The sequence below is a fragment of the Rhodanobacter geophilus genome (assembly GCF_040812275.1).
Taxonomy (GTDB): domain Bacteria; phylum Pseudomonadota; class Gammaproteobacteria; order Xanthomonadales; family Rhodanobacteraceae; genus Rhodanobacter_A; species Rhodanobacter_A geophilus.
Genome location: NZ_JBFOHL010000013.1, coordinates 67883 through 84198 on the forward strand (window position 1 = coordinate 67883; position 16316 = coordinate 84198).

Below are 16316 nucleotides of genomic sequence, written 5' to 3' on the forward strand. Positions count from 1 at the left end.
TCCCCCGGAGGGGGAAGGGGAAAGCCTCAGAACATCGATGTCGATGGAACCTCATTTATCTCGACCGGTGCGGCGTGGCGCGAAGCAATGAAATCCCCGGTGATCATCTGCGCGTAGGTCGCGCCCGGGCCCACCATCGGATACACGCCGGCGTCGGGGTCGATCACCACCTCGAGGAAGGCGGCCCCGTCGAACGCGAGGAAGTCGGCGATGGTGGATTCCAGCCGTGCCTTGTCGTCGAGGCGGCGCGCCCACGCGAAGCCATCGGCCTGCGCGGCGAGCACGAAGTTCTTCTTGTGCAGGCTCTTGTCGGAGGCGGAGAAGCGGCTCTTGAAGAACAGCTTCTGCCACTGCCGCACCATGCCGTCGCCGCTGTTGTTGAGCACCACCACCTTCAGCGGCAGGCCGTAGGTGGTGACGGTTTCCATCTCGCCGAGGTTCATGCGGATGCTGGCGTCGCCGTCGATGTCGATCACCAGCGCGTCGGGCCGCGCGAACTGCGCGCCGATCGCCGCGGGCAGGCCGAAGCCCATCGTGCCCATCGAGCCTGAGGTGAGCCAGTGGCGCGGCTCCTTGAAGTCGAAGTACTGCGCGGCCCACATCTGGTGCTGGCCCACGCCGGTGCTGACGATGGCGCGGCCCTGCGTGATGCGGTTGATCGCCTCGATCACCGCGTAGGGCTGGATCAGCGCGCTGGCGCGGTCGTAGTTCATCGCGTGGTCGCGCTTCAGCGCGGCGACGTGCGCATGCCATTCCGCGAGCTGCGGCCGCAGGCCGCGGGCGCGGCCGTAGGTGGTGAGGCGTTCCAGCGCGGGCGCCAGCTGGCCCATGTGGTGCCAGTCCACCGCCTTCACCTTGGCGATCTCGGCGGGGTCGATGTCGATCTGCGCGATGAACTTCGCCCGCGGCGCGAACTTGTCGGGCACGCCGGCGACGCGGTCGTCGAAGCGCGCGCCCAGCGTGAACACGAAGTCGCAGTCCTCCACCGCGTAGTTGGCGTAGGCGGTGCCGTGCATGCCCAGCATGTGCAGGGCCAGCGGCGCGGTGCTGTCGCAGGCGCCCAGGCCCATCAGGGTGGTGGTGACGGGCAGGCCGAAGGCGTCGGCGAATTCGCGCAGCGCCGCCGATGCCTCGGCCGCAATGACGCCGCCGCCGGCGTAGATCAGCGGACGCCTGGCCTGCATCAGCGCGTCGAAGAAGGCGGCGCAGGCATCGTCGTCCAGCCGCGCGTTCTCGACCGTGCGCAGGCGCGCACGGTAGCCGGGGATGGGCAGGCGGCTGGCGCCGTCGAAGCGCAGCGCGGCGTTCTGCACGTCCTTCGGCACGTCCACCACCACCGGGCCGGGGCGGCCGCTGCGCGCGATCTCGAACGCGGTGCGCAGCGTGGCTTCCAGTTGCGCGGCCTCGGTGACCAGGAACACGTGCTTGGCGCAGGCGCCCATGATGTTGCTCACCGGCGCCTCCTGGAACGCGTCGGTGCCCAGCGCGGGCGTGGCCACCTGGCCGCAGACCACCACCATCGGCGTGGAATCGGCCATCGCGTCGCGCACCGGCGTCACCGTGTTGGTGGCGCCGGGGCCGGAGGTGACGATGGCCACGCCCACCTTGCCGGAGGCGCGCGCGTAGCCGGCCGCCATGAAGCCCGCGCCCTGCTCGTTGGCCGGCACGATCAGCGGCATCGGCTCGCGGCCATCCGCCGTGGCGTGCCCGGCGTTGTAGCGGAACACCGCGTCGTACACCGGCAGGATCGCGCCGCCGGAATAGCCGAACAGCACGCCCGCGCCTTCGTCGGCCAGTACCTGCACGATCGCCTCCGCGCCGGTCATGGCGTGGCCGGCGAGCGGGTGCTGGTCGATTTCGGTGGCGGCGATGGCTGTCTGCGTTGGGCTGGTCACTATGGGTTCCTGTGGGTGGGTGGGGCGATGGCGTCCGGTCTTTCTCTGGTCGTCATTCCGGCGAAAGCCGGAGGCGCTTCACAGCAGCGAAGCTGGTCATCCAGTGGCCGCTTGGCTTGAACGGGCGTTATCGCTACTGGACCCCGGCCTGCGCCGGGGTGACGGGCTGCCGCCCGTCAGTTGCGGATCAGGTCGCGTTCGACGGCCGGGTGCACCGGCACGCCGAAGGTGGCGATGATCTGCAGGTCCTGCTCCAGCGTGGAGAAGCGCTCCCACGGGATGCCGTTCACGTCGGTGGCGCTGCTGAAGCCCTGCGCGGTGTCGTCCTCGAAGCCGAGCTGGCAGATCTGGCCGGCTTTCTCGGGCTGCTGGCGGATCGAGAAGTTGAGGCTGTCGGTACGCCACATCGCATAGATGCCGTACACCAGGGCCTGCGGCGGCTGGCCCAGGCGCTTGCTGTAGTCGGCGACGGAGGCGTCCAGGTCGGCGACGGCCAGGGCGATATGGAAGCGTTTCATGGCATACCTCGTGTTCGTTCGTGTGCAGAAAGCGGGCCGCGCGATGCGCGCGCGGCCCGGTGCCGGCCTCAGCCGACCTTCTTCAGCGGTTCGGCGGCCGGCTTCGGCGCATTGGCCTGCAGCCACGGCATGCGGGCGCGCAGCTTCGCGCCCACCTGCTCGATCGGATGCTCCAGGTCGGCCTGCTTGAACTTCTTGTAGTTCGGCAGGCCGGCGTTGTACTCGGCGGTCCAGTTGCGCGCGAAGGTGCCGTCCTGGATGTCCTTCAGCACACCCTTCATGCGTTCCTTCACGCCGGCGTCGATCACGCGCGGGCCGCTGACGTAGTCGCCGTACTGCGCGGTCTCGGAGACGAACTCCAGCATCCGGGTGATGCCGCCCTCGTAGAACAGGTCGACGATCAGCTTCAGCTCGTGCAGCACCTCGTAGTAGGCGATCTCCGGCTGGTAGCCGGCCTCGACCAGGGTCTCGAAGCCGGCCTGCACCAGCGAGCTGGCGCCGCCGCACAGCACCGCCTGCTCGCCGAACAGGTCGGTCTCGGTCTCTTCCTTGAAGTCGGTCTTGATCAGCATGGCGCGGCCGCCGCCGATGCCGTCGGCGTAGGCGTGCGCCTTCGCCTCGGCCTGGCCGGACACGTCCTGGTGCACCGCCCAGATGCAGGGCACGCCGCGGCCGCGTTCGTATTCGGTGCGCACCAGCGCGCCGGGGCCCTTCGGCGCCACCAGGATCACGTCGATGTCCTTGCGCGGATCGATCTGCTGGAAGTGCACGTTGAAGCCGTGCGCGAACAGCAGCGCCGCGCCGGGCCTGATGTTCGGCTCGATGCTCTCCCTGTACAGCCTGGGCTGCACCATGTCGGGGGTGAGCACGGCGACCAGGTCGGCGCCCTTCACCGCCTCGCCCGGCTCGGCCACGGCGAAGCCTTCGGCGCGCGCCTTCTCCCACGAGGGGCCGCCCTTGCGCAGGCCGACCACGACATCGAGGCCGGAGTCGCGCAGGTTGAGGGCGTGGGCGCGGCCCTGGCTGCCGTAGCCGAGGACGGCGATGCGGGCCTTGGCCAGCGTGTCATTGGTGCTGCTGCTCATGCGGTGACTCCTTCGTTGGCGGTGACGTGGATGCGTGGGGCGGTGGTGCGGCGCGGTCGCGCGCGGCGACGGTGGATTGCCTCCCCTGCGCACGCCGTGGCGTCTGACAGGGGGCGGCGACGGAAGCACGCTGGGGAGTGGACGTTCGTCGCCGATGGCGCCGCGGACGGCGCGCAGGGGAGGGCAAGGGTGGCGAAGGCGCGTGCGCCTCCGCCGTGGCGGTGCGGGTGCGTGCTCAGCCGCATGAGCGTGCGCCGCCGAAGAAGGCGTGCTCGGTGCCGGCGCGGTCCGCCAGCGCCGCCAGCACGGCGTCGCGCACGTCGGCGGTGCCGGCGTGGCCGCCGAGGTCGCGGCTGCGCGGGCCGTGCTGCAGCACGTGGTCCACGGCCGCCTCCACCGCCAGCGCCTCGGCCTCCAGTTGCAGCGAGTGCCGCAGCAGCAGTGCGGTGGAGAGAATGGCGCCGACCGGGTTGGCGACGCCCTTGCCCGCGATGTCGGGTGCCGAGCCGTGGATCGGCTCGTACAGCCCGGTGCGGCCCTCGCCAATCGAAGCCGAGGGCAGCAGGCCCAGCGAACCGGCCAGCGCGGCGGCCTCGTCGGTGAGGATGTCGCCGAACAGGTTTTCGGTGACCACCACGTCGTAGCTGCCGGGACGCGTCAGCAGCAGCATGGCCATCGAGTCGACCAGCTGGTGTTCCAGCGTCACGTCCGGGTAGTCGGCGGCCACGTGGGCGACGGTGCGCCGCCACAGGCGCGAGGTTTCCAGCACGTTGGCCTTGTCCACCGAGGTGACATGGCGGCGGCGCGCGCGGGCCAGCTCGAAGGCGCGGCGCGCCACGCGTTCGACTTCGGCCTCGGTGTACCTGCATTCGTCGGTGGCGTAGTCGGCGCCCCTGGTCTTCGCGCCGAAGTAGGCGCCGCCGGTCAGCTCGCGCACGAACAGCACGTCGACGTCCTTCAGCTTCTCGTCCTTCAGCGGCGACAGCGTGGCCAGCGCGGGATGCACGGTGAGCGGGCGCAGGTTGGCGTAGACGCCCAGGCCCGCACGCAGGGCCAGCAGGCCCTGCTCGGGACGCACCTTCGCGTTCGGATCGGACCACTTCGGGCCGCCCACCGCGCCCAGCAGCACGGCGTCGGACGCCTTGCAGGCTTGCAGCGCGCCGGCAGGCAGCGGTTCGCCGGTGGCGTCGATGGCGGCGCCGCCGATCAGGTGTTCGTCGAACGCGAACTCGTGCCCGTAGTGCGTAGCCACCGCTTCGAGCACGGCGACCGCCGCGGCGGTGACTTCGGGGCCGACGCCGTCGCCGGGCAGGGTGACGATGCGTGCTTTCATGCGGCTTGCTCCTGTTGTTCGTAGTGGGCGATCAACTTTTCGTTCTGCAGCAGGTAGCCCAGCTGATCCACGCCATGCAGCAGGCAGTGGCGCGCGAACGGTTCCAGCACGAAGCTGATGCGCCCGCCGTCGGGCAGGGCGATGTACTGGCCCTGCACGTCGATGGTCAGCTCGATGCCCGGATTGGCCAGCAGCCACTGCTGTTCGGCGGCGGAAACCACGATCGCGAGCAGGCCGTTCTTCAGTGCGTTGTTGCGGAAGATGTCCGCGATCTCGCTGCACAGCACCGCCTGGATGCCGTAGTCCAGCAGCGCCCACGGCGCGTGCTCGCGCGAGGAGCCGCAGCCGAAGTTGCGGCCGGCCACCACGATGGCGCAGCCCTTCGCTGCCGGCTGGTTGAGCGGGAAGGCGGGGTTGTCGCTGCCGTCCGGCAGGTAGCGCCAGTCGTGGAAGCACAGCTTGCCCAGGCCCGTGCGCGTGGTGGTGGTGAGGAAGCGCGCGGGGATGATGCGGTCGGTGTCGATGTTCTCGTCCGGCAGCACGGCGGTGCGCGAGTGGATGCGGGTGACGGGGCGCATTAAAAAATCTCCGAAGGACAAATTCCCTTCTCCCCGCCGGGGAGAAGGTGCCCCGAAGGGGCGGATGAGGGGCGGGTGCCTGCCATGGGCAGGCTGGTTGCGTTCGCCTCCTCTCCCCTTTGGGGAGAGGATTGAGGTGAGGGGCGGGTGCTCGCCGTGGCGCTGATCGAAGCGCGCTTCGATGCGGCAGTCAGGCCAGCGTGGCCCCTCACCCCGGCCCTCTCCTCGCTCCTCAAAGCCGGCGCCATCCCTGGCGCCTCCCCGCGTGCCCCGGAGGGGAGGGGGAGAAAAGCGGCGGCGGCGTTCATGCGGCTTGCCCCTGCGTCACGTACTCGCGTGGATCGGCAATCGCGCCCGCGACGGCAGACGCCGCGGCGGTGGCCGGGCTGGCCAGCACGGTGCGCGCGCCCTTGCCCTGGCGGCCCTCGAAGTTGCGGTTGGAGGTGGAGACGACGAGCTGGCCCGGCTGCGCCAGGTCGCCGTTCATCGCGATGCACATCGAGCAGCCGGGGATGCGCCATTCCGCGCCGGCGGCACGGAACACCTCGTGCAGGCCTTCGGCCTCGGCGTCGCGGCGCACGGCTTCGGAGCCGGGCACCACCAGCATGCGCACGCCGTCGGCGACGCGGCGGCCGCGCAGCACGCTGGCCGCTTCGCGCAGGTCGGACAGGCGCGAGTTGGTGCAGCTGCCGACGAACACCACGTCCACCTTGGAACCCTGCATCGGCTGGCCGGCGCGGCTCTGCATGTAGTCCAGCGCGCGCCGTTCCATCGCATTGCGCGCGGCGGGCACCGGCGCGTCCATCGCGATCGCCATGCCGGGGTGGGTGCCGTAGGTGACGGTGGGTTTCACCGTGCCGGCGTCGATGCGCACTTCGCGGTCGTAGCGGGCGCCGTCGTCGGTCTTCAGCGTGCGCCAGTGCGCCACGGCGCGCTCCCACGCCTCGCCCTGCGGCGCGCGCGGGCGGCCCTTCAGCCAGGCGAACGTGGTTTCGTCCGGCGCGATCAGGCCCGCGCGCGCGCCGGCCTCGATCGACATGTTGCACACCGTCATGCGCTCTTCCATCGACAGTTTCCCGATGGCCGCGCCGCGGTACTCGATGACGTGGCCGGTGCCGCCGTCCACGCCGATCTGGCCGATGATGTGCAGGATCAGGTCCTTCGCGCCCACGCCCTTCGGCAGCTCGCCGTCGACGTGGATCGCCAGCGTCTTCGGCTTGCGCTGCAGCAGGCATTGCGTGGCCATCACGTGGCCGACCTCGGTGGTGCCGATGCCGAAGGCCAGCGCGCCGAACGCGCCGTGCGTGGAGGTGTGGCTGTCGCCGCAGACGATGGTGTGGCCCGGCTGGGTGGCGCCCAGCTCGGGGCCGATCACGTGGACGATGCCGCGGTCGCCGCTGTCCCAGCCGTGCAGTTCGACGCCGAACTCGCGGCAGTTGGTTTCCAGTTGCGCCACCTGCGCCCTGGCCTCGGCGTTGGCGTAGGGGCGCTCGCCGTCGGCGCCGGCGGGCAGGGTGGGCGTGGAGTGGTCCAGCGTGGCCAGCGTGCGATCCGGGCGGCGCAGCCGGAGGCCGCGCGAGCGCAGTTCGTCGAAGGCCTGCGGCGAGGTGACTTCGTGCACCAGGTGCAGGTCGATGTAGAGGATCGCCGGGGTGTCGGCGGTTTCGGGGGCCACGACGTGGGCGTCCCAGATCTTTTCAAACAGAGTGCGAACAGCCGTCATGCCGAAATCTCCATCGAAGCGTGTTTTTCTTGAAGAGCGCGGGCATGGATGCCCGCTTCTTGACCTTCGTGGCCAGGGATGACCACGGGGGCAACTCCATGGATGGCCGCTTTCTGACTTTCGCGGTGAGGGACGGCCGCACTAACTGTGTCCAGCCAGCCCCACTTGTCGTGCGTGCGGCCGTCGAACAACCCGAAGAACGCCTCGCGCAGCGCGCGCGTCACTGCGCCGGGCTTGCCGTTGCCCACCGGCTTGCGATCCACCGAGCGCACCGGGGTGATCTCGGCGGCGGTGCCGGTCATGAACATCTCGTCGGCGGTGTACAGCGCCTCGCGCGGCAGTTCGCGCTCTTCCGCCTCGATGCCCAGTTCGGCGGCCAGCGTGAGCACGCTGTCGCGGGTGATGCCGGCGAGGATGCCGGCGCTGGACGGCGGCGTGACCAGCTTGCCGCGCTTCACCAGGAACAGGTTCTCGCCCGCGCCCTCGCTGAGCAGGCCGTTGTGGCCCAGCGCGATGCCTTCGTCGTAGCCGCCGCGGCGCGCTTCCAGCCCGATCAGCTGGCTGCTGAGGTAATTGCCGCCGGCCTTGGCCCAGCTCGGGATGGTGTTCGGCGCGGGGCGGTGCCACGAGGACACGCACACGTCCGCGCCGCGTTCGGCGGCGTCGCCCAGGTAGGCGCCCCATGCCATCGCCATGATCGCCACGTCCACCGGCGCGCCGTCGCGCGGCAGCACGCCCAGGCCGCCCGCGCCGCGGAACACGATGGGGCGCACGTAGGCGGACTGCATGCCGTTGGCGCGGATCACCTCGTGGCAGGCCGCGTCGATCTCGGCCTCGGTGTAGCCCACGTCGATCTCGTACACCTTGGCCGACTCGAACAGGCGGCGCGTGTGGTCGGCGAGGCGGAAATAGGCCGGGCCGTTCGGCGTGGCGTACACGCGCTCGCCCTCGAACACCGAGGAGCCGTAATGCAGCGCGTGCGTGCTGACGTGGACGTTGGCCTCGGCCCAGGGCTTGATGCGGCCGTTGTGCCAGAGGAAGGCGGTGTGGCTCATGGAGATTTCCCGTGCTTACAGATGGGCGACGACGACCGGCGTGGACGCCGGCGCCTGTCGTTCGATGCGGTTGACGATGGCCAGCGCGGCCTGCGCGGTGGCCTCCACGATGTCGGTGCTCATGCCGTGGCCGCGCCAGTCGCGCGCGCCATGGCGGGCGGTGAGCTTGGCCTGGCCTTGCGCGTCGCCGCCCGCGCTCACCGCGCGCACCTGGAATTCGGTGACGTCCAGCGTGCTGCCGGTGACGAGCTCGATGGCGCGCAGCACCGCGTCCACCGGGCCGTCGCCGATCGCCGACTCGCCGGCTTCGCGGCCGTCGGCGTGGCGCAGCTTCACCGTGGCCGAGGCGCTGCCGCCCAGGTGGGTGCTGGTGCTCAGCTGCACCAGCTGCCACGGGCCCAGCGCGTCGGGATCCTGGCCCAGCGCGAGGGCTTCCAGATCCTCGTCGTGGATCTCGCGCTTCCGGTCGGCCAGCGACTTGAAGCGCGCGAAGATGTCGTCCATCGCCGCCTCGTCCGGCGCGTGGCCCAGCGCCTGCAGGCGCTGGCGCAGCGCGGCGCGGCCCGAGTGCTTGCCCAGCACCAGCTTCGTCTCGGCGATGCCCACGTCCTGCGGCCGCATGATTTCGTAGGTGCCGCGGTGCTTGAGCATGCCGTGCTGGTGGATGCCCGACTCGTGCGCGAACGCGTTGGCGCCCACGATGGCCTTGTTGCGCTGCACGTTCTGCCCGGTCAGTTCGCTGAGCAGGCGCGAGGCGGGGTAGAGCTTCCTGGTGTCGATGCGCGTGTCGGTGCCGAACCACGCGCCGCGCACCTTCATCGCCATCACGATTTCTTCCAGCGCCGCGTTGCCCGCACGCTCGCCGATGCCGTTGATGGTGCATTCCACCTGGCGCGCCCCCGCGCTGACGGCGGCGAGGCTGTTGGCCACGCCCAGGCCCAGGTCGTTGTGGCAGTGGCTGGAGAACACCACGTGCCTGCCGCGCTTGACGTTGGCGATCAGGTAGGCGAAGCGCTCGGCGATTTCCGGCGGCGTCATGTAGCCCACGGTGTCCGGCGCGTTCAGCGTGGTGGCGCCCGCGGCGGCGGCGGCGTCGAACACCTCGACCAGGAATTCCGGCTCGGTGCGCATCGCATCCTCGGCGGAGAACTCCACCTCGTGCGCCAGCTGCATGGCGCGCTCGACCGCGGCGACGGCGGCGTCCAGCACCTGCTGCCTGCTCATGTTGAGCTTGTGCTCGCGGTGCAGCGGGCTGGTGGAGAGGAACACGTGGATGCGCGAGCGCCGGGCCGATTCCAGTGCGCGGCCCGCGCTGTCGATGTCGCCCGGCACGCAGCGCGCCAGCGCACAGGCGGTGGTTTGCGTGAGCATGCCGGCGATCTGTGCGACCGCAGCAAAATCATCCGGCGAAGCCTGCGGGAAACCCGCTTCGAGCACGTCCACGCCCAGTGCTTCGAGCATCTGCGCCATGCGCAGCTTGGCGCGCCGGTCCATCGAGAAGCCGGGCGTCTGCTCGCCGTCGCGCAGGGTGGTGTCGAAGATGCGCACGTGCCCGGCGGCTACGTCGCCGGCCTCGCCGTGTTCGCTGTGCTGCTGGGTTTTCATCGCTGGCTCCGCTGTGGAAACGCGGTGCCGAGGGCAACAAAAAACCCCGCGCCATTTCTGGTGCGGGGTTCTTCGGGTGTTTTCAGGTTCGTTTTCTAGCTACCTGGACACATGCCCTCAGCCCGCACCTCCGTTGGTAATAAGGAGTACGAGTACAAGGGCAAGAAGGAGCGTGCCGCGAAGCCGCAGCAGGCCGGCGACCGTCGCGAGACGGGTCGTTTCGGCAATGCGGCGGTGGCTGTTGCGCTGCGACATGCCACCGACCCTACGACAGGCTTTTCGGCTTGTCAAACATTTTCTCATGACAATTTCTCAGGTGCGGTCAGGGATCGCATTCCGGACGTATGGACGGCTGGCCGTCCATACGTCCGCGCCGGATGTTGTTCCGCGCCGGTGCGCCGCCGTGCCGGCGTGGCCGCCGCCGGCCAGGCGAGGACGGACGGCATGAAAGCGTTTCCCGGAAAACCACTGCTTTTCGCGTTTCGTGCCAGTGGGGACGGCGGCTTCCTGCCGATCAGGTCATGGTCGATGTTGCGACGCGAAAGGCCATGTTCCAGCCTTCCATGCTTCATTTCCGGTGATTCATGCACCTTGTGGCTGCAGTGGCAGGATCAATTGCCGTATCGCAGCAAAGACAGCGGCGGAAGCCACTTTACAAACTTTCATGAAAACGTTTACGTTGAATGCGATCGCGTCGGGGCGGGCGCAACGGAGGAGGGCGGGCGGATGGCGGTAACCATCAAGGACGTGGCGCGCGAAGCCAGGGTCTCGGTGGCCTCGGTATCGCGCGCCCTGAACGGAGCGGGCGGCGTGACGCCCGTGACCGAGCAGCGCGTCCGCGAGGCGGCTGCGCGCCTGCGCTACGTGCCGCATGGCGCCGCCCGCAGCCTGATCACCCGGCGCACGCATACCGTGGGCGCGCTGATGCCCGACCTGCATGGCGAGTTCTTCTCGGAGCTGATCCGCGGCATCGACCTGGAGGCGCGCTCGCACGGCCTGCACCTGCTGGTTTCCAGCTCGCACGACGGCGCGGACGATGCGGCGGCGGCGCTGCGCGCGATGCAGGGCCGTGTGGACGGCATCGTGATCCTGTCCTCGCCGGGCGTGGACGCGGCCTTCCTCAAGGCCAACCTGCCGGAAGGCCTGCCCACCGTGTTGCTCAACAGCGACGTGAAAAGCGGCGCCGCCGCCGTGCTGAACATCGACAACTTCGCCGGCACCTACGCCATGGTGCGCCACCTGGTCGGGCTCGGGCACACGCGCATCGCCTTCGTCAGCGGGCCGAAGGACAACTTCGATGCCCACCAGCGCGAGGCGGGTTTCCGCGCGGCGATGGCCAAGCTGGCCCCGGATGCGCCGCTGTGCATCGTGGCCGGCAATTTCGGCGAGTCGTCCGGCTACCTGGCCGCGCGCGAGCTGCTGGCAGCGAAGACGCGGCCGCAGGCCGTGTTCGCCGCCAACGACATGATGGCCGTGGGCTGCCTGCAGGCCTTCAAGGAAGCCGGCCTCGACGTGCCGGGCGATATCGCCCTGGCCGGCTTCGACGACATCCCGATTGCGCGCTACGTCACGCCGCCGCTCAGCACGGTACGCGTGCGCATCGCGGAACTGGGCAAGAACGCCATGGATCTGCTGGCCGACCTGATGGATTGCCCCGGGTTGTCGGCCGCATCGGTGCACACGCTCGGCTGCGACATCGTCGTGCGCGAATCCTGCGGGGCACATCGGGGTGGGACCTCAACCATTGCAGCCAAGAAAATCCATCGCTCATCGGGTCGATGACGAAATTGGAGGGGAGTTCATGAGCAGTCACAAGACATTCAAGAAGCGTTTGTTGCCGGCTGCCGTCGTCGCGGCGATGGTGGTTGCGGCTCCCGCCATCGTGATGGCGCAGACATCCGACGCCACCTTGCGCGGCAGCGCCGCGCCCGACACCACCATCACCGCCAGGAACGTCGCCACTGGCGCGGTGCGCGTCACGCGGTCGAGCAAGGATGGCAGCTTCGCCCTGGTGGGCCTGCCGCCGGGCACCTACCAGGTGGATGCGGGCGCGGGCATGCAGAAGACGGTCACGCTCTCGGTGGCCTCGATCGGCACGATCGACCTGAGGGCCGCCGCGCCGGAGGCGGCGGCACCGGCCGGCACCAAGACGCTGGGCGGCGTGACGGTATCCGCCGTGACCCTGCCGGAAGTGACCACCTCCGAGGTCGGCAACATCGTCTCGCTGCGCGACATCGCGGCCCTGCCGGCGGCTTCGCGCAACTTCCTGGAGTTCGCGGACATCGTGCCTGGCATGGTGTTCACCCGCGACGCCAACGGCAACACCAGCCTGCGTTCGGGCGCCCAGGCCAGCAGCAACATCAACGTGTACATCGACGGCGTGGGCCAGAAGAACTACGTGCTGCCGGGCGGCCTCACCGGCCAGAACGCCAGCCAGGGCAATCCCTTCCCGCAGCTGGCGATCGGCGAGTACAAGGTCATCACCTCCAACTACAAGGCGGAGTACGACCAGATCTCCAGCGCCGCGGTGACCGCCGAAACCAAGTCCGGCACCAACGAGTTCCACGGCGACGTGTTCGGCAGCTTCACCAATACCCGCCTGCGCGCGATGACGCCGGCGGAACAGGCAGCCCACGACAAGACCCAGTCGCACGAGAAGGACTACGGCTTCGACCTCGGCGGCCCGATCGTGAAGGACATGGCGCACTTCTTCATCGCCTATGAAGGCAAGGAATTCGACAGCCCGACCACCGTCGTGCCCGGGGTCACCGGCTACACCAGCTATCTGCCCGCCAGCGTGCAGTCGCAGCTGGGGCCGGCGAGCCTGCCGTTCAAGGAAAACGACTGGTTCGGCAAGCTCGACTTCGAGCCCACCGACCGCGACCGCTTCGAGCTGAGCGGCAAGTACCGCCACGAAACTTCCATCAGCGGCCTCGGCGGCGTGAGCACCGCCACGGCGGGACTCAACACGCTCAACACCGACAAGCGCTTCGACCTCCGCTGGGATCACAGCGCCTACAGCTGGTTCAACCGCCTGCAGTTCACCTACGAGGACGCGTTCTTCACGCCCACGCCGATCCTCCTTGGCGATGGCAATGCGTACACGCTCACCGGCGCGCAACTGCACACCACCATCCTGCAGACCGGCAACTCGCCGCTGGCCCAGCAGAACAAGGGACAGAAGGGGCCAGCGATCCAGGACGACCTGACCTTCAACGACCTGGAGTGGAACGGCGACCACGTCGTCAAGATGGGCTTCAAGTACAAGGCGGTGAAGCTCACCGCGCAGGACGCGGGCGATTCCAACGCGCTGTTCAACTACGCGGTGACGACTGCCGGCACGGAAGCGATCCCCTACCAGGTGCAGTTCGGCTCGCCCACGCCCGGCATCAGCCCGGTGGCCACCAGTTCGGACAAGCAGCTGGGCCTCTACATCCAGGACGACTGGACGGTGGACGATCACCTGACGCTGAACCTCGGCGTGCGCTGGGACTACGAGAAGACGCCTTCCTACCTCAACTACGTGACCCCCGCGAACGTGGTGGCGGCGTTCGGCATGCAGGATCCGAAGGCACCGGCCGGGCAGACCTACGCGCAGACCCTGGCGCTGGGCGGGGTGAACATCAACGACTACATCAGCACCGGCCACAACCGCCACCCCAAGACGAACGAGTGGCAGCCGCGCTTCGGCTTCTCCTACGACATCAACGGCGACCAGCGGCACGTGGTCTTCGGCGGCGTCGGCCGTTCCTACGACCGCGACCTGTACGAATCGCTGCAGGTGGAGCAGACCAAGCAGTCGCTGTCGCAGCCCACGCTGCTCTTCAACACCCCCGCCGTGCCCTGCACCGTCGACCATAACGCGAGCCCTCCCTGCTACACATGGGATCCGTCATATCTGAACATTCCGACCCTGCAGGGCCTGGTGGCCGGCAGCAATGCCGGCAAGGAAGTCGACCTGGTCAACAACAACCTCAAGGCGCCGTATTCCGACCAGTTCAGCATCGGCATGCGCAACCAGGTGGGCGACTGGAACACCAGCGCGACGCTGGCCTACATCAGCAGCCACGACGGCCTGGTGTACACGCTGGGCAACCGCTATCCGGACGGCAGCTTCTGGCAGGGCGGCAGCCAGCCCTGGGGCAACGGCATCCCCGGCTTCGGCAGCCTGATCATCGGCAACAACGGGCTGGAGACGCACACCAAGCAGTTCCTGCTCTCGGCCGACAAGCCGTACACCAAGGAATCGCACTGGGGCGCGACGATCGCCTATACCTACTCGGACACGGAGCAGAACAACGACAACGCCGATCCCACCGACCAGTACGCGTTCGACTACGAGTGGATCGGCAACTACCCGTTCACCTCGTCCGGCGTGGCCAAGCACCGCCTGGTGATGACCGGCACGATGGACGGCCCGTGGGGCTTCGTGCTCGGCGCCAAGCTGACCCTGTCCACGCCGATCCCCGACCTCAACCTCGCCTGCTACGGGGCGACGGCCACCAACGTGGACAGCGGCGGCGTGGCCGGCAGCGGTTGCCGCTCGGCGGCGGTCGCGCCGCCGGGCAGCGGACGTTTCATCATCGGCGGCAAGATCTTCGGCTACCGCGACCTGGACTTCCAGGCCACGAAGAACTTCAAGATCTACGGCAACCTGAACGCCTACGTGCGCTTCGACCTGATCAACGCGTTCAACTGGAACAACTACGTCGATTACCTGGAGACCTGGGGATCGAACGGCGTGATGAACCGCCAGCCGGTGGTCTACAACCCCACCGGCGACATCACGGGTTATCCGCGCACGGTGAAGCTCTCGATGGGCATAAGCTTCTGACGGCCCCGGCCGGGGTGCCCCGCGTACCCCGGCCGCTTCGCTGGATTGCCATCGGTCGTCGAGGCGTTTCATGAGCGACATGCGCATCAGGCAGATCGTCATCGCCGGCGGCGGTACCGCCGGCTGGATGGCGGCGGCCGCGTTCTCCAAGGTGCTGGGCAACGAGTGCGCGATCCGGCTGGTGGAGTCCGAGGAAATCGGCACCGTCGGCGTCGGCGAAGGCACGGTGCCGCACCTCAAGCTGTTCAACAACCTGCTCGGGGTGGACGACGTCGAGTTCGTGCGCAACACCCAGGGCACGTTCAAGCTCGGCGTGCAGTTCAACGACTGGGCGCGGCTGGGCGACAGCTACGTGCACGGCTTCGGCGAGATCGGCCACGACATCAGCCTGCTGCCGTTCCACCAGTTCTGGATCAAGGCCAGGCAGCGCGGCCTGGCCACGGACATCGGCGCCTATTCGCTCAACACGGTGGCGGCGCCGCGCGGACGCTTCATGCCTTCCGCGACCGACGTGCCGGCCAACTCGCCGCTGGCGAACGTCGCCTACGCCTACCATTTCGACGCCGGCCTGTACGCTCGCTTCCTGCGCCGCTACGCCGAACAGCGTGGCGTGCGCCGCACCGAGGGCAGGATCGCCAGCGTCGAACTGCGGCCGCACGACGGCTTCGTCTCGGCGCTGGTGATGGAAAGCGGCGAACGCATCGAGGGCGAGCTGTTCATCGACTGCTCCGGCTTCCGCGGCCTGCTGATCGAGCAGGCGCTGCACACCGGCTACCACGATTTCTCGCACTGGCTGCCCTGCGACCGCGCGGTGGCGGTGGGCTGCGAGCGGGTGGGGCCGCCCACGCCGTACACGCGCTCGACCGCGCGGCCGGCCGGCTGGCAGTGGCGCATTCCGCTGCAGCACCGCACCGGCAACGGCCACGTGTACTGCAGCAAGTACATGAGCGACGACGAGGCCGCCGCCGAGCTGCTGGCCAACCTGGACGGCGCGCCGCTGGGCGAGCCGCGCCTGCTGCGCTTCACCACCGGCGCGCGCAAGCAGGCGTGGAACCGCAACGTGGTCGCGCTGGGGCTGGCCGGCGGTTTCCTGGAGCCGCTGGAATCCACCAGCATCTACATGATCCAGTCCGGCATCGCGCGCCTGCTCGACATGTTCCCGCAACGCGATTTCAGCCCGGTGCTGACCGACCGCTACAACGCGCGCGCACGCTTCGAGTACGAGCGCATCCGCGATTTCCTGATACTGCACTACCACGCCACCGAGCGCGACGACACGCCGTTCTGGAACTACTGCCGCACGATGCCGGTGCCCGGGCAGCTCGACGAGTACATCCGCCTGTTCCGCGACAGCGGCCGCTTCTACCGCGACGGCGAGGAGATGTTCGCGACGCCGAGCTGGGTGCAGGTGATGCTGGGCCAGCGCATCATGCCGCGCGGCTACCATCCGCTGGTGGACCAGATGCCGGAGCAGGATCTCGCCGGCTTCATGGCCAGCGTGAGCCAGGTGGTGAATGCCTGCGTGGAGGCGATGCCCATGCACCAGGCCTTCATCGACAAGGTCTGCCCGGCGCCGGCGATGGAGGCCGCCTGATCGAAACCGCTCGCGTTGAGCGCAGCGGAACGTTTTGTTCTCCTCCGAACATCTGATTTTTCGACTGCGCGCCTTCGGCGCTACGCTCGGGGCGAA

General features: G+C 68.9%; 11 protein-coding genes. 3 read left to right on the forward strand and 8 right to left on the reverse strand.

The genetic code is table 11. The annotated features are described in order from the left end of the window. Window positions 1-26: 26 nt before the first annotated feature. The 8 genes from ilvB to ABQJ56_RS14260 all read right to left on the reverse strand — a co-directional run bounded on the left by ilvB (window position 27) and on the right by ABQJ56_RS14260 (window position 9792). Window positions 27-1826, reverse strand: coding sequence for a biosynthetic-type acetolactate synthase large subunit (ilvB, locus tag ABQJ56_RS14225; protein WP_367845711.1), 1800 nt, complete (start codon window positions 1824-1826; stop codon window positions 27-29). A gap of 245 nt (window positions 1827-2071) precedes the next feature. Further along, entirely contained in the window at window positions 2072-2413 is a 342-nt protein-coding gene (locus tag ABQJ56_RS14230) for a VOC family protein (protein ID WP_367845674.1), read from the reverse strand. A 68-nt stretch (window positions 2414-2481) separates the two neighbouring features. Beyond that, window positions 2482-3498 (reverse strand): ketol-acid reductoisomerase, encoded by a 1017-nt coding sequence (gene ilvC / locus ABQJ56_RS14235; RefSeq protein WP_367845675.1) that lies wholly within the window; start codon window positions 3496-3498, stop codon window positions 2482-2484. A 235-nt stretch (window positions 3499-3733) separates the two neighbouring features. Next, entirely contained in the window at window positions 3734-4831 is a 1098-nt protein-coding gene (leuB, locus tag ABQJ56_RS14240; protein ID WP_367845676.1) for a 3-isopropylmalate dehydrogenase, read from the reverse strand. Further along, window positions 4828-5409 (reverse strand): 3-isopropylmalate dehydratase small subunit, encoded by a 582-nt coding sequence (gene leuD, locus ABQJ56_RS14245; protein WP_367845677.1) that lies wholly within the window; start codon window positions 5407-5409, stop codon window positions 4828-4830. Before leuD ends, leuB begins: the two co-directional genes overlap by 4 nt. Before the next feature lie 304 nt (window positions 5410-5713). Continuing rightward, window positions 5714-7132, reverse strand: a complete 1419-nt coding sequence (gene leuC / locus ABQJ56_RS14250) for a 3-isopropylmalate dehydratase large subunit (protein ID WP_367845678.1) — start codon at window positions 7130-7132, stop codon at window positions 5714-5716. Then, window positions 7129-8187 carry a branched-chain amino acid transaminase gene (locus ABQJ56_RS14255; RefSeq protein WP_367845679.1) on the reverse strand — a complete coding sequence of 353 codons (1059 nt, stop codon included), beginning with the start codon at window positions 8185-8187 and terminating at the stop codon, window positions 7129-7131. Before ABQJ56_RS14255 ends, leuC begins: the two co-directional genes overlap by 4 nt. Window positions 8188-8202: 15 nt before the next feature. Then, window positions 8203-9792, reverse strand: coding sequence for a 2-isopropylmalate synthase (locus ABQJ56_RS14260; RefSeq protein ID WP_367845680.1), 1590 nt, complete (start codon window positions 9790-9792; stop codon window positions 8203-8205). Window positions 9793-10518: 726 nt separating this feature from the next. On the opposite strand from ABQJ56_RS14260, the gene ABQJ56_RS16895 reads away from it, so the two are divergent. The 3 genes from ABQJ56_RS16895 (at window position 10519) to ABQJ56_RS14275 (ending at window position 16220) form a co-directional block, all read left to right on the forward strand. Further along, complete coding sequence (locus ABQJ56_RS16895) at window positions 10519-11574, forward strand: LacI family DNA-binding transcriptional regulator (protein WP_437343434.1); 1056 nt, start codon at window positions 10519-10521, stop codon at window positions 11572-11574. 19 nt (window positions 11575-11593) lie between these two features. Continuing rightward, window positions 11594-14626, forward strand: a complete 3033-nt coding sequence (locus ABQJ56_RS14270) for a TonB-dependent receptor (RefSeq protein WP_367845682.1) — start codon at window positions 11594-11596, stop codon at window positions 14624-14626. Window positions 14627-14696: 70 nt separating this feature from the next. Further along, window positions 14697-16220, forward strand: coding sequence for a tryptophan halogenase family protein (locus ABQJ56_RS14275; protein ID WP_367845683.1), 1524 nt, complete (start codon window positions 14697-14699; stop codon window positions 16218-16220). The last annotated feature ends 96 nt before the right edge of the window (window positions 16221-16316 follow it).

What these genes read in the sequence shown, in the direction of transcription:
- leuC (WP_367845678.1), bottom strand. Translation starts at nt 7,132, where the DNA reads ATGACGGCTGTTCGCACTCTGTTTGAAAAGATCTGGGACGCCCACGTC.
- ABQJ56_RS14275 (WP_367845683.1), top strand. Translation starts at nt 14,697, where the DNA reads ATGAGCGACATGCGCATCAGGCAGATCGTCATCGCCGGCGGCGGTACC.
- ilvB (WP_367845711.1), bottom strand. Translation starts at nt 1,826, where the DNA reads ATGACCGGCGCGGAGGCGATCGTGCAGGTACTGGCCGACGAAGGCGCG.
- ABQJ56_RS14260 (WP_367845680.1), bottom strand. Translation starts at nt 9,792, where the DNA reads ATGAAAACCCAGCAGCACAGCGAACACGGCGAGGCCGGCGACGTAGCC.
- leuD (WP_367845677.1), bottom strand. Translation starts at nt 5,409, where the DNA reads ATGCGCCCCGTCACCCGCATCCACTCGCGCACCGCCGTGCTGCCGGAC.
- ilvC (WP_367845675.1), bottom strand. Translation starts at nt 3,498, where the DNA reads ATGAGCAGCAGCACCAATGACACGCTGGCCAAGGCCCGCATCGCCGTC.
- leuB (WP_367845676.1), bottom strand. Translation starts at nt 4,831, where the DNA reads ATGAAAGCACGCATCGTCACCCTGCCCGGCGACGGCGTCGGCCCCGAA.
- ABQJ56_RS14255 (WP_367845679.1), bottom strand. Translation starts at nt 8,187, where the DNA reads ATGAGCCACACCGCCTTCCTCTGGCACAACGGCCGCATCAAGCCCTGG.
- ABQJ56_RS14230 (WP_367845674.1), bottom strand. Translation starts at nt 2,413, where the DNA reads ATGAAACGCTTCCATATCGCCCTGGCCGTCGCCGACCTGGACGCCTCC.
- ABQJ56_RS14270 (WP_367845682.1), top strand. Translation starts at nt 11,594, where the DNA reads ATGAGCAGTCACAAGACATTCAAGAAGCGTTTGTTGCCGGCTGCCGTC.
- ABQJ56_RS16895 (WP_437343434.1), top strand. Translation starts at nt 10,519, where the DNA reads ATGGCGGTAACCATCAAGGACGTGGCGCGCGAAGCCAGGGTCTCGGTG.